The following is a 13,250-nucleotide window of genomic DNA, read 5'->3' as shown; positions in this document are numbered from 1 at the left end:
CGCCAAGACCTGAGTTTAGAACCCCGCATGGTTATGCCTTGCGGGGTTCTTTGTTCCGAGGGTTGAGAATGGCGGTTCGTGGAGAACGCGGTCTATAGCCTGACCGCGCTCATCCGATAATATGTCAGCGAAAAGAAGAAGCGTCCTTGTTTTGCAAGTTTCTCCTGTTCGTCAAACCATGCCTTTGCCTCATGCTCGGGCATGTGCCCGTTTTCAACCGCATAGCGTGACATCAGATGCATCAGCATGAAGGCGATACCGTCTGGACGCAAAGTCACATCGCAGTACGTGAATGGTTCGATTTCAATCGCCGTAAATCCTGCCGCGCGCGTCAAACCGGGCCAAAGGGCCGCCACGCGCGCCTCGGTGTAATGCTGATCCCATGCTGTCAGGACGCGTTTCATTCGGTCTTCGTATTCTGAAAACCAGTCAAGCGTTCTAAATCCGGTATCCACTGCGACGAACCGGCCACCCGGACGCAAGACACGATGTGCTTCGTGGATCGCGGCAGGGATATCTGGGAGATATTCGAGCACCTGAACCGCAGCGACGCTATCAGCTTCGCCATCTGACAGCGGAAATTTATCGGCCAGACCATCCTCGATGCGAACCGCCGGAAAAGCAGCGCATCGCGCCAGCGCCAATGCGCGCATATCTTCACTTGGATCAATGCCAAAGACACGTCCAGCCGCGCCGACAGCGCGGGCGATCTCTTCTGTCAGAAGCCCATTACCACACCCGATATCGACGACCGTATCGCCCTGAGACAGGCAAAGCGCGTCGAAGGCCATCCGACGGCGTCGACTAACATCGCCACCTTGATAGGCTATCTCAAGCAGCTTGGTCGTTTCGTCGTCAAACTTCAGCATACGGCAATTGTAGCGTCTCCATGCGCCACTTGAAACGATAGATCACCAATGTCCCTTACGCAGTCCAGAGCTGGTTTAGCGTTGTCAAAACCATGGCGATACTTCAGCGGCACAGCAGGCTAGGCTTCGCCACGTGTTCCTGCCATTTGGGGGACAACCCAACCTTTGCTGCATGGCGACGGTTTAGCGAATTCATCCGCACACCCGCCAGCGCACTTCATCCAATCGCCCATTCGCGACACCGCGTCGCAAACAAGCGCGACCCGGTAGGGGGCGAATCGGCAAGGTGGCGCCATGACGGCAATCCACCCCCATACCGCCCCGCCGCCCAGTCGCGCCCTGCACGGGATCGCCTGCGCCGAAATTGGCATGTTGCTCTTTGTTGTGCAGGACGTGCTGGTAAAGTCGTTGCTGGACACCCATCCGCTCTGGCATCTGATTTTCGTCCGCTCGATCATCACGCTGGTGGTGCTGACGCCGCTTATCCTATGGCTCGGCGGCCCGCATCGCATCCTGACTCCGTTCTGGAAGCTACATTTAGTGCGCGCAACGCTGCTTGCCGTTGGCTTTTCGCTATTCTACGCCGCCTTTCCCTTTATGGGGTTGGCCGAAGTCACGACGATTTTCTTTTCGGCTCCATTGATGACTGCCTTGCTGGCCGCGGTCGTGCTGCGGGAAACTATCGGAATCCACCGTACGTTATCGCTGATCGTCGGCTTTGTCGGCGTGGTCATCGCGATGAACCCCGGCAGCGAAGGCTTTAGCTGGGTGGCGATCCTGCCCCTGATCTGCGCGCTCTCCTATGCGATCAGTCAAATCCTTGCTCGGCAAATGGGTGAACAGGAGTCGACGCTGACGATGGGCCTGCAAACCATCACCTTTATGGGATTGATGATTCTGCCGCTGGGCTGGCTGACCAATCAGTTCATCACGCTCGGGCCAGAGTTTCACCACCTGCGTATGGCATGGCCTACCGAGCTGGCGCGAGACGGGCACAAACTCATCCTGCTTGGTCTGGTCGGCATGATGGGCTGGATGCTGCTGACCCGTGCCTATCAGGTCGCCAATGCCAGTCTGGTCGCGCCGTTTGATTACACCTACATGCCGATCGCGATCGCCGTCGCGTGGATATTCTTTGATGAAATGCCACCGACGACCACATGGGTCGGCATGACGCTGATCGTCGGTAGCGGGCTCTATCTGGGCTACCGCGAGTTGCGCGCGGCACGGCACGGCGATGATCCGACCAACGTCGCCGAAGCCACCTTTGCCCCAGGCACGCCGATGCCGCCGCCCACGCCGTCTGACGAACCAGACCTGCCATGAGCACGGCAGCCAACTTTGCGGATGTGTCCACCGGACGCGGGCGCGGTATCCTGCTGGTGTTTCTGGCCGGAGTTTTGTGGTCCACGATCGGGCTGGGCATCCGACTGATCGAGGATGCCGTCGTATGGCAGATCCTCTTGTACCGTTCGATCAGCCTCAGTGCGCTGCTTTATGTCGTGATCCGCCTCAGAACCGGCAGCGATCCGTTTGGCCATGTCCGCCGTGTAGGCTGGCCCGGCGTCATCGGCGCACTGGCGCTGGTCGGTGCCTATACGGGCGGCATCTATGCGCTGCAGCACACCTCCGTCGCCAATGCGATGATGATGTTTGCCTCTGCTCCATTCCTTGCGGCGATCCTCGGACTTGTGATTCTGCGAGAGCCAGTGCGCCGCGCCACATGGATCGCCATTGCCGCCGCCATACTCGGGATCGCAATCATGGTCTGGGACAAACCGGATGGCGCAGCATTGCGCGGCAACCTTGCGGCATTTGGGTCGGCCTTTGGCTTTGCCGTTTTCACCATTGCCCTGCGCTGGGGGCGTGCTGGCGAGATGCTTCCGGCGGTATTCCTGTCGGGGTTGATGGCCGTCGGCATCATGGGCCTGATCTGCCTCGGTGCGGGTCTGCCCCTTGTCCTCAGCCCGAACGATGGCAGCGTGGCGATCGGCATGGGCGTCTTTCAGGTCGGCGCCGGGCTGGTGCTCTATACCCTCGGCTCGCGCACGGTGCCCGCTGCGGAGCTGACGCTATTGTCGCTGGCCGAAGTGGTTTTGGCCCCGCTTTGGGTTTGGCTGGCATTGGGCGAAACCGCGACGCCCAACACGATGTTGGGTGGCTGTATCCTGCTGGCAGCCATCGCCAGTAACGCATTAAGCGGCGCACGTCGTAAGCGTCCGCCGCCTCACGTCTGATCCCGGAATCCGATACTTCGGCGAAAAACCTCGACGAGCAGAAAATGCCCGAATTTTCTTAACCGCCATCCTGTGCAAGCCGCGCCCGCAGCTCTGTTTTCAGAACCTTGCCATAATTGTTCTTGGGCAGTTCATTCAGCATGAAATACGCTTTGGGTCGTTTGAAACGCGCGATATGTTCCAGACAATGCGCGCTCAGCGCCTGCTCGTCTGGTGCGCACCCCACACTCGCCACCACAAAGGCCACCACGTCCTCGCCCCATTCCGGTTCCGGGCGTCCAACCACCGAAACCTCGCTGACTTCGGGGTGCAGCAGCAGTACTTCCTCGACTTCGCGCGGATAGATATTCGATCCGCCAGAAATGATCACATCCTTGGACCTGTCTTGCAGTGTGACATAACCATCGGAATCCAGATATCCGACATCGCCGGTCATCAACCAACCGTCCCTGATCGTCTTGGTTGTGGCGTTGTCGTTCTGCCAATACCCCGGCATCACGTTCGGCCCACGTACCATGATCTCTCCGACCTCGCCGGGTGCCAGTGCGGACCCATCCGGACCACCGATGCGAACCTCACACACGCTCTGCGCACGGCCCACAGACCCCAGCCGTTCCCGCCAGCGCGGGTGGCTGCGGTCCGCCACATCCGCACGCGACAATGCGGTAATGCTCATCGGGCATTCCCCCTGCCCGTAAACCTGCAAAAATATAGGACCAAACGTTTCAACTGCCTCGATAATATCTGCCAGATACATGGGCCCACCGGCATAGACGACACTGCGCAAACCCGTGCCGACACTGCCCATTGCCCGCGCCTGAGCTGTCAGACGTTTCACCATCGTCGGCGCGGCAAAGAGATGCGCCTGTCCAAAATGCGCAGCCAGATCGAGGATTTCCACCCCATCGAACCCGCCCGATGCAGGCACGACATGCCGCGCCCCCATCAGGACGTGCTGAACCACATACAGCCCTGCACCATGGCTGATCGGGGCGGCGTAGATTGCACAATGCTCGGGGGTGACTGCGTCCACATCCGCCAGATAGCTCTGCGCCATGACGCTCAGCATCTGATGCGTGATCATGACCCCCTTGGGCCGCCCGGTGGTGCCCGAGGTGTAAAACAGCCACGCCAGATCAGCGGACGCACACTCTGCCGGATCGCAAACGGGGTCGAGCCGGTAAGCCGTGGCCAGCGCATCATCCAGATGAGAGACGATCCGGCCCGTTGCACCGACCTGCGCCAGTTCATCGACCATACCAGAGGAAATGAAAGTGAGGACAGCCCCGGCGTTGTCGGTGATCCACGCCGCCTCTCGCGGATGCAGCTTGGCGTTGATCGGGACGGCCACGGCTCCGGCATACCAGATGCCATAGAGCAGGATCAGATAGTCCGGGTGGTTCTTCATGTAAAGCGCAACGCGGTCCCCGCGCAGCACGCCGGTCTGCCGCAGCCAGCTGGCAATCTGCCCGGCCCGGCGATCGAACCCGGCGTAATCCTCAATCATGTCATACCCATGAAAGAGCGCTGGTGCGGCCCCGCGCACCTGTGCCATTCGGCGCAGCCACAGTGCAATATTCATCCCGACCTCTCCCTGATCCCGTGCCGCCACAGTGACCTCCGCGACAGCCACATTGCAATTCGTAGAAATACGCGCGCATAGTCCTTTTATGGATATCAGCGATCTTGCCTTTGATCATGCGCCCGTGGGTCTCGCCGTTCTGGAGCGGCGTATCATCCGTCATTGCAACCGCCAATTCGCAGAGATTTTCGGTGGTACCGTCGCCGATTTCGCGCGTGTTCCGCTGGCCCATTTCTATCCCTCCATCGAGGATTACCGCCGCATTGGCGAGCGCGGCCTGAGCGCAATGCAAAAAACCGGACGTTACTCGGACGAACGGGTGATGAAACGTTCGGACGGTGCGCTCTTTTGGTGCCGCGTCAGGGGGCAATCGGTTACACCCGACGACCCATTCCATTGTGGCGTCTGGAGTTTCGCGGACCTGTCGGACGACCGCCCCATGGTCAGCCTGACCCAGCGCGAACGCGAGGTCGCGATCCTGACCTGCCGCGGCATGACATCAAAGGAAATCGGGCTGGAACTTGACCTGAGCTATCGTACGATAGAAGTGTACCGCGCGCGCCTGCTGGAAAAGTTTCAGGCACGGAAACTGGCCGAACTGGTCGCCAAACTCAGCGGTATGCCGCTGTAACATTGACGTAGCACCAACGGAATTCCCCTAGTTGCTGGCAATTTGCTGCGCCATACCCCACTTTGGGTCGCAGAAGCCCGCTTTTCTAAGCCCGCGCAATGCCATATAAGCGTGAAAAAACAAACGCAGCCCAAATAAGGGCAGCAACCGGTCGAGGAACCTGATGTCAAACAAAACCCATGATGATGATGTCGCCTTTATCAAGGCGCTGGCCGAACTTCTGAACGAGAACGATCTGACCGAATTGCAGGTCAAACGCGACTACGGCGAAGATGACAGCCTGAATGTACGCGTGAGCCGCCGCAAGGATGCGGCGCCTCAGATGATCGCAGCACCTCAGCAGGCCTATGCCGCCGCTGCCCCCGTCTCTGCGGCTGCGCCCGCTAGCGCATCAGGCGGTGCGGATGCATCTGTCGAAGATCCCGCCAGCCACCCGGGCGCAGTGACCTCGCCCATGGTCGGCACCGTCTACACGCAGGCAGAGCCGGGTGCGCCATCCTTCGTCAGCGTCGGCGACAAAGTTGCCGAAGGCGACACTCTGCTGATTATCGAGGCGATGAAAACCATGAACCATATTCCCGCCCCGCGCGGTGGTACCGTCAAGCGGATTCTCGTCGAGGATGGCGCCGCGGTTGAATACGGTGCGCCGCTGATGATCGTCGAATAGGGCGCTGGCAATGTTCGAGAAAATCCTGGTAGCAAACCGTGGCGAAATCGCCCTCAGAGTGATCCGCGCCGCCCGCGAGATGGGCATTCAGACAGTCGCTGTGCATTCCACCGCCGACGCTGATGCCATGCATGTGCGCATGGCGGATGAGAGCGTCTGCATCGGCCCACCGCCCAGCACCGACAGTTATCTGTCAATCCCCGCGATCATCGCCGCCTGCGAAATCAGCGGCGCACAAGCAATTCATCCGGGTTATGGCTTTCTGTCGGAAAATGCCAATTTCGTGCAGATCGTCGAAGATCACGGCCTGACCTTTATCGGCCCCACTGCGGAACATATCCGCATCATGGGCGACAAGATCACGGCCAAGGACACGATGAAGAAGCTCGGTGTGCCCTGCGTGCCCGGTTCCGACGGCGGCGTCTCCACTCTGGCCGAGGCGAAACGCATCGGTGATGATGTCGGCTACCCGGTGATCATCAAGGCAACCGCAGGAGGTGGCGGCAAGGGCATGAAAGTGGCCAAGACCGAAGCCGAAATGGAGCGCGCCTTTCAAACCGCGCGCGCCGAAGGTAAATCGAACTTTGGCAATGACGAGGTGTATATCGAAAAATACCTCGGCACCCCGCGCCACATCGAAATTCAGGTCTTTGGTGACGGCAAGGGCGGCGCGGTACATCTGGGCGAGCGCGATTGTTCGCTTCAGCGTCGGCACCAGAAAGTATTCGAAGAGGCCCCCGGCCCGGTCATCACCCCCGAGGAACGCGCCGCCATTGGCAAAACCTGCGCCGACGCGGTTGCGGCAATCAATTACATCGGCGCGGGTACGATCGAATTCCTCTATGAGAATGGCGAATTCTACTTCATCGAGATGAACACCCGTCTGCAGGTCGAACATCCCGTGACCGAAGCGATCTTTGGTGTCGATCTGGTGCGCGAACAGATCCGCGTTGCCGAAGGGCTGCCAATGTCCTTCACTCAGGATGATCTGGTCATTAACGGCCACGCCATCGAAGTTCGCATCAACGCCGAAAAGCTGCCCGAGTTTTCGCCACGTCCAGGCAAGATCACACAATTTCATGCCCCCGGCGGCCTGGGTGTGCGGATCGACAGCGCGCTCTATGATGGCTACACGATCCCGCCCTACTACGACTCCCTGATCGGCAAGCTGATCGTGCATGGCCCTGATCGTCAGGCGGCATTGGCCCGACTAGGGCGGGCATTGGGCGAGTTGATCGTCGATGGCGTTGATACCACTGTGCCGCTGTTTCACGCACTTCTGGCCGAGGACGACATCCAGTCTGGCAACTACAACATCCATTGGTTGGAAAAATGGCTGGAGACGAACCTGCGGGGGTGACGCGTGGCGAAGTCCGACGATAGCGATGCGGACTTCGATCTGACGCCGCAACTGTTGCTCAATGCCTATGCAGCAGGCGTTTTCCCGATGTCCGAATATCGCAACGATCCAGAGGTATACTGGGTCGATCCACGCAGACGCGGCGTGCTGCCACTGGGTGGATTTCATGTATCACGCTCATTGTCGCGCCGGATGCGGCGCGCCGGATATCGGGTCACGCTGAACGCGGCATTTGCCGATGTGATAGACGCCTGTGCTGACCGGCCAGAGACGTGGATCAGTAATGAAATCCGAAGCCTCTACATCGCGCTGCACGACCTCGGCCATGCGCACTCGATCGAGGTCATGTCGAACGGTGCGCTGATCGGCGGTGTCTACGGAGTGACGCTGGGGACAGCATTCTTTGGCGAGAGCATGTTCTCGCGGCAGCGGGACGCCTCTAAGCTGGCGCTGGCGCATCTGGTGGACCATCTCGCTCGCTGCCGCTTTACCCTGTTTGACACGCAGTTCATCACGCCACATCTGGCGACGCTGGGGGCCGTGGAAATCAGTCGAGCGGAGTATCGCAAACGTCTGGATGCGGCATTGCGCAGGCGCGCCGACATCGATCACGTTCCGCTCTGCACCACGCCTTATTCGGTGGTACAGCGCATGACCCAAACATCGTAACGCGGGTGATCCAGCGCGTTCAACGCGGGTGACGAAGCGATCATCCAGCCAGCAAAGCGTGGCGTTTCATCATCGGCCTCCAGTATCGTGAGATAGGCAAAGGCATCGCCTGCCGGATCGCCCTGCGGATAACGGCATTGCGACATCTCGATCGTGAGCCGCCCGAAGGTCGCATGCTCGCCAGAACGAAGCGTGATATCGGCGATTTCGCCTGATACTTTTTCCAGTCCACGCAACACCGCACCGGTCCCGATCCCGACATCTTGGGCGACGGCCATTCCCGGCACTGCGAGTGCCGCCATGAAGGCCAGCGTTTTCATTTGGGCGTCTCTTCGGGATCGCCTGCAACAAACTTCATCAATAGCGAAACAAGGCTGACCGACCCTTGGGTAAATTCGACCTGATCGCCGGGTTCAAAGTGAAACGGCGACCCGCCGGGCAGGATTTCAACGTAGTTGCCACCCAAAAGCCCCTCGGATGAGATGGCTATCGCGCTGTCGTCCGGCACGTCGATGCCGGCACGAACGGTAAAGGTCGCCCCGGCGCGATAGGTCGCTGGGTCCAACTTCATTTCCGTCACGCGGCCCACCTTGACGCCAGCAAGGCGCACGTCGGTGCCCACCGATACGCCGTCCGCTGACCGGAAACTGGCCGAGAGCACATATTCCTCCTGACCAGCGGAAAACCCGGTGATCTGTCCGGCATAGGTCAAAAACCCGATGGCGACCGCCAGAACGGCACCGCCTACAATAATCTCGGTTTTGTTCTCTGACATCTGTCTGCCTAAAGCCTTTTGCGTATTTCCTGAACGGGCCTGTATAAAAATCGCTCTAGCCGCGTCAGTGTTGCAGGCGTTCTGATCCGAATCTGTCGCTCAGACTGGCTGCAAAACACCCTATTCCGGGCGCCACGCCTCATAGTCGCTGCGCGCTTTGGGTTGCGCTCGGCGAATGGACCCCGCAGGCGCATAGGCCAGTGCGGTCCCTGTCAGGTTCTCCTGATGCGGCTTTTCCCATGTCTTGCGCGGCAGCGGCGTGTCGGTGGGTGGCTCTTTGAACGTATGATGCAACCAGCCATGCCAGTCAGGGCTGACGCGGCTCGCTTCGGCCTCGCCGTTAAAGATCACCCAGCGGCGTTTGTCGTCTTTAGAGCGGTAATAGATATTGCCCTGCGCATCCTCTCCGACCTTGGTGCCGCGGCGCCAAGTGTAGAACTGCGTATTCAGCGTCTGCCCGTTCCACCAGGTCACGGAGCGCAAAAGAGTGTTGAGAATGCCCATCGGGTCCTCCGGTAAACGTTGCCTCAGATATGGCGCATCCACGCGCAAAGGTCCAGACATCCTGTCGTCTCGTTTCAGCTCCGGTTCATTGCCCAGCCGGGCAGGACGCGGCCTCGCGAAAGAGGCGCCACTCCAAAGCGCGCTAGGCAGGAATTCCGATTAGGGACAGGAATTCGTCGTTCGGCAAATTCGGACCTCCGATCCCGTTATCCTGACCAAAATTGATATGGTTAAGCCTGATGCGCAGCGTTTCGCCATCTGGCCCGGTAGGGATCGAAATGAAGGCATTATAAAATTGCCCTGACGACTGATTGAAATAGAGGTCAACATCGTCCACGGTGATTGGATCGCCATCGGTGTTCGTCAGTTCGCTGAGGTCCAGCATGTCCCCGGTGGGGCTGTCTGCACCTCCCAACTCAAACCGGGTGATGAGGACATCCGCATCGCCATCGCGGATGATAACGGTGTCCTGCGCCGCCACATCGTCAGACGTCGATTGCGAGAGCGATACCCCGTCATTCAAGGCCACCCAGACGCCCGGTGTTTCCGCGCCCAGGTCGCTTTCTTCCACATAGATGGTGTCTTCTCCGGGTCCGCCAGAGGCCAACTCCGGCTCTCCGCCAACGGCCTCCTCATCCCCGCCCCAAGGCCGCTCGAAACTTCCCAGAAGATGTAGTTCGTCGTCTCCTGCGCCACCGTACAGTCTGTCAAAACCCGTGCCGCCAATGATCGTGTCATCACCCTCTTCCCCTTGGGCAACACTTCTGGCGCCACTCTCCGAGCCATCGCCAAGATCGAGAAGATCATCACCGCCACCGCCGATCAGAGTATCATCACCGCCCAATCCATAGATGGCCTCGTCGGCGTCCGAACCGATCAGCTCCTCATTACCGTCGGTCCCGATGATCTCTGTCAGAGCATCCACCTCATCCTCTGAACCGGTTTCTTCATCAGAGCTACGCTGTTCATCGTCGTCGCTGTCATCGAACCAATCAAAGGCAATAGACCCCAAGAGGGCGGTGCCAAGAACCCCCATTAAAACAATGCCTAACATCACTAACTGCCCCCACTGCAAACTCGGAATAGCGTATCACGATTAAAATGATCGGCAAGGTTGGTGCGGTATCTCTCGCGAGTCATCGCGGATGGTGCGGCCCGACTAGCGGACCGAGTGGCGGCAGTTTTTTCGTCCGTCATTGCGATAAGCTAAGCAAAGAAGCCCGCGAAATTCGCGGGCTTCTTTGACAGAACTTAAATGTATCGGGGTCAAAGCCTCGGGTTTATCCCGCGCTGGCAGCCTCTTCCTTCTTGGCATCCGCATAAATCATCAGCGGCGCCGCGTCGGAATTGACCGCTTCTTCGTTGACCACGACCTCTTCGACATTTTCCATGCTGGGCAATTCGAACATCGTATCCAGTAGGATATCTTCGAGGATCGACCGCAGGCCACGCGCGCCGGTCTTGCGCTGAATTGCGCGTTTGGCGATCGCTGATAGCGCATCTTCGGTAAAGCTCAGCTGCGCATCTTCCAGCTCAAAGAGGCGCTGATATTGCTTGACCAATGCATTCTTCGGCTGGGTCAAGATCGTTACCAGCGCATCCTCGTCCAGATCTTCGAGCGTCGCAATCACTGGCAAACGGCCAACGAACTCGGGGATCAGGCCGAATTTCAACAGATCTTCCGGCTCCAGATCCTTGAACACTTCGCCGACACCGCGATCATCCTTGTCGCGCACATCCGCGCCAAAGCCCATCGCGCTGCCCTTGCCGCGGGCCGAGATGATCTTGTCCAGACCGGCAAATGCACCGCCGCAGATAAACAGAATGTTCGTCGTATCCACTTGCAGGAATTCCTGTTGCGGATGTTTGCGCCCGCCCTGCGGCGGCACGGCCGCCACGGTGCCTTCCATCAGCTTCAGCAGGGCCTGCTGCACGCCCTCACCCGATACATCGCGGGTGATCGACGGGTTTTCGGACTTGCGCGTAATCTTGTCTACCTCGTCAATATAGACGATGCCGCGCTGTGCGCGCTCCACGTTATACTCAGACGATTGCAGCAGCTTCAGGATGATATTCTCGACATCTTCACCTACATAACCCGCCTCGGTCAGTGTCGTCGCGTCGGCCATCGTGAACGGCACATCCAGTATACGTGCCAGCGTCTGCGCCAGAAGCGTCTTACCGCAACCGGTGGGGCCAATCAGCAAGATGTTGGATTTCTGCAACTCGATATCGCCACCCTTGCCGGAATGATCGAGCCGTTTGTAGTGGTTGTGGACCGCCACGGACAGCACACGTTTGGCCATCGCCTGGCCGATCACATAATCGTCCAGAACATCGCAAATCTCGCGCGGGGCCGGGACACCATCGGCGGATTTCAGCCCTGCACTGCGGGTTTCTTCGCGAATGATATCCATGCAAAGCTCGACACATTCGTCGCAAATGAACACCGTCGGTCCGGCGATCAGCTTGCGGACTTCATGCTGGCTTTTGCCGCAGAAGCTGCAATAGAGGGTGTTTTTGCTGTCGCTGCCAGAACTATTCGACATTATCTACCTTTCGGACGCTGCGCCGCCCCTTGTGGAATGGACCGAGCCGGACCGAGCGGCGATGTTGACGGCCAGCTTAGGACAGGCATCGAGCAGCCACAATCGTAAAATGGGCTGCCCGCCGCATGACCTTGATACCGCCTTACTCTTCGGCATCCGGTTTGGCACGGTTCTCGACAATCTCATCGATCAGGCCCCAGTTCTTGGCGTCCTCGGGCGACATGAAATTGTCGCGCTCCAGCGCCTCTTCGACCTTCTTGAGCGTCTGGCCCGTGTGTTTAACGTAAATCTCGTTCAATCGTTTCTTCAGCTTCAGCGTCTCTTCGGCGTGGATCATGATATCTGTCGCCTGTCCCTGATACCCACCCGAGGGCTGGTGTACCATGATGCGCGAATTCGGCAGAGAGAACCGCATGCCCGGTGCCCCTGCAGTGAGCAGCAGCGAACCCATCGAGGCCGCCTGTCCGATCACCAGCGTGCTGACCTTGGGCCGAATATACTGCATCGTATCATAGATCGACAGGCCCGAGGTAACGACACCACCAGGGCTGTTGATGTACATGCTGATTTCTTTGCTGGGATTCTCTGCCTCAAGGTGCAGAAGCTGCGCCACGATCAGCGATGACATGCCATCATGTACGGGACCGTTAAGGAAAATGATCCGCTCCTTCAGCAGGCGCGAAAAGATGTCATAGGCCCGCTCGCCCCGGCTGGTCTGTTCGACCACCATCGGCACAAGGGTGTTCATGTAGGTATCCATTGGGTCTGTCATATCTGCCTGCCTGCTGATGTGTGTCCGATCCTTACCGGATCAGGTCCTAAGAGAGTCTTAGTTGCGCGCCCAAGGGGCTGCAAGGGGAGGCGGAGCGTTTTGGCCTCATTGCGCTGCGTGCAGGTTCGACCTGTCTGGTAGATCATCGCACGTCGCTTTTCCAAAAAACCAATCGCGAAAGGCGATACTGATTGTCTGGGTCGGCTCACACACAACCATCCCCCGCACGATTGCGGCTAGATCGATGGCCCTGCGATTAGCTGTGTAATTTTCCCGTCAAACAGCGAAACGCTGGCCTGCGCAACACATCCGTTGGTCAGCCATCTGAATGGAAAACGGCGCGGGAGGCAAAACAGCAGACCTCTATCGGCCCGATAAATTCGCTCGCCGTGACCAAAGGACTCACCACTTAGAGAAACTGTTTTCCGATATGTCCAGGCGTGCGCGTCAAACCAAGCGATTATCTCAGCTTCACGGCACTGCAATCCGTGTAACCTCTTACCCAGCCTGTCTGAATTTAACAGAGAATACTGGCCTTCATCCCTAAGTACCCAAGATAAATCCGCCAGCGATTCGGCACAGGTTCGTACCTTAACCTCAGACGCCAGCGCCGAGGGCGTTAGACCAAAGCCAGC

General features: G+C 58.6%; 14 protein-coding genes. 6 read left to right on the top strand and 8 right to left on the bottom strand.

What is annotated here, in order from left to right:
• Nucleotides 1-92: 92 nt before the first annotated feature.
• Nucleotides 93-869: a methyltransferase domain-containing protein gene (locus N7U68_RS18210; protein ID WP_263047729.1), complete on the bottom strand. Its 777-nt coding sequence runs from the start codon at nucleotides 867-869 to the stop codon at nucleotides 93-95.
• Between the two features lie 294 nt (nucleotides 870-1,163).
• Between N7U68_RS18210 and N7U68_RS18205 the strand changes: the two genes are divergently transcribed.
• Entirely contained in the window at nucleotides 1,164-2,195 is a 1,032-nt protein-coding gene (locus tag N7U68_RS18205; RefSeq protein ID WP_165193189.1) for a DMT family transporter, read from the top strand.
• Nucleotides 2,192-3,106 (top strand): DMT family transporter, encoded by a 915-nt coding sequence (locus tag N7U68_RS18200; protein ID WP_263047728.1) that lies wholly within the window; start codon nucleotides 2,192-2,194, stop codon nucleotides 3,104-3,106. The genes N7U68_RS18205 and N7U68_RS18200 overlap by 4 nt, the downstream gene beginning before the upstream one ends.
• 58 nt (nucleotides 3,107-3,164) lie before the next feature.
• On the opposite strand, the gene N7U68_RS18195 is transcribed toward N7U68_RS18200, so the two are convergent.
• A complete protein-coding gene (locus N7U68_RS18195) occupies nucleotides 3,165-4,688 on the bottom strand; it encodes an AMP-binding protein (RefSeq protein ID WP_263047727.1) in 1,524 nt (507 codons plus the stop codon).
• A 94-nt stretch (nucleotides 4,689-4,782) separates the two neighbouring features.
• Between N7U68_RS18195 and N7U68_RS18190 the strand changes: the two genes are divergently transcribed.
• The 4 genes from N7U68_RS18190 (at nucleotide 4,783) to aat (ending at nucleotide 8,015) form a co-directional block, all read left to right on the top strand.
• Nucleotides 4,783-5,319 carry a LuxR C-terminal-related transcriptional regulator gene (locus tag N7U68_RS18190; protein WP_263049188.1) on the top strand — a complete coding sequence of 179 codons (537 nt, stop codon included), beginning with the start codon at nucleotides 4,783-4,785 and terminating at the stop codon, nucleotides 5,317-5,319.
• A 163-nt stretch (nucleotides 5,320-5,482) separates the two neighbouring features.
• On the top strand, nucleotides 5,483-5,986 hold the full coding sequence (gene accB / locus N7U68_RS18185; protein ID WP_263047726.1) for an acetyl-CoA carboxylase biotin carboxyl carrier protein: 504 nt from the start codon (nucleotides 5,483-5,485) through the stop codon (nucleotides 5,984-5,986).
• Nucleotides 5,987-5,996: 10 nt separating this feature from the next.
• Complete coding sequence (gene accC / locus N7U68_RS18180; protein ID WP_165193197.1) at nucleotides 5,997-7,346, top strand: acetyl-CoA carboxylase biotin carboxylase subunit; 1,350 nt, start codon at nucleotides 5,997-5,999, stop codon at nucleotides 7,344-7,346.
• 3 nt (nucleotides 7,347-7,349) lie between these two features.
• Complete coding sequence (aat, locus tag N7U68_RS18175; protein ID WP_263047725.1) at nucleotides 7,350-8,015, top strand: leucyl/phenylalanyl-tRNA--protein transferase; 666 nt, start codon at nucleotides 7,350-7,352, stop codon at nucleotides 8,013-8,015.
• Here the strand turns inward: aat and N7U68_RS18170 are convergent.
• The 6 genes from N7U68_RS18170 to N7U68_RS18145 form a co-directional block, all read right to left on the bottom strand.
• Complete coding sequence (locus N7U68_RS18170; RefSeq protein WP_165193199.1) at nucleotides 7,979-8,335, bottom strand: DUF2155 domain-containing protein; 357 nt, start codon at nucleotides 8,333-8,335, stop codon at nucleotides 7,979-7,981. The genes aat and N7U68_RS18170 overlap by 37 nt on opposite strands.
• A complete protein-coding gene (mlaD, locus tag N7U68_RS18165; protein ID WP_165193201.1) occupies nucleotides 8,332-8,790 on the bottom strand; it encodes an outer membrane lipid asymmetry maintenance protein MlaD in 459 nt (152 codons plus the stop codon). The genes N7U68_RS18170 and mlaD overlap by 4 nt, the downstream gene beginning before the upstream one ends.
• A gap of 120 nt (nucleotides 8,791-8,910) precedes the next feature.
• The gene (locus N7U68_RS18160; protein WP_263047724.1) at nucleotides 8,911-9,294 is read right to left on the bottom strand and encodes an NADH:ubiquinone oxidoreductase subunit NDUFA12; all 384 of its coding nucleotides are present in this window, start codon (nucleotides 9,292-9,294) and stop codon (nucleotides 8,911-8,913) included.
• Nucleotides 9,295-9,436: 142 nt separating this feature from the next.
• Nucleotides 9,437-10,348: a hypothetical protein gene (locus tag N7U68_RS18155; protein WP_263047723.1), complete on the bottom strand. Its 912-nt coding sequence runs from the start codon at nucleotides 10,346-10,348 to the stop codon at nucleotides 9,437-9,439.
• A 226-nt stretch (nucleotides 10,349-10,574) separates the two neighbouring features.
• Complete coding sequence (clpX, locus tag N7U68_RS18150; protein WP_165193207.1) at nucleotides 10,575-11,843, bottom strand: ATP-dependent Clp protease ATP-binding subunit ClpX; 1,269 nt, start codon at nucleotides 11,841-11,843, stop codon at nucleotides 10,575-10,577.
• Between the two features lie 142 nt (nucleotides 11,844-11,985).
• Nucleotides 11,986-12,615, bottom strand: a complete 630-nt coding sequence (locus tag N7U68_RS18145; protein WP_165193208.1) for an ATP-dependent Clp protease proteolytic subunit — start codon at nucleotides 12,613-12,615, stop codon at nucleotides 11,986-11,988.
• Nucleotides 12,616-13,250: the final 635 nt, after the last annotated feature.

Source organism: Roseovarius pelagicus (assembly GCF_025639885.1).
GTDB classification, from domain to species: Bacteria; Pseudomonadota; Alphaproteobacteria; order Rhodobacterales; family Rhodobacteraceae; genus Roseovarius; species Roseovarius pelagicus.
This window is presented reverse-complemented; position numbering and strand designations above follow the sequence as displayed.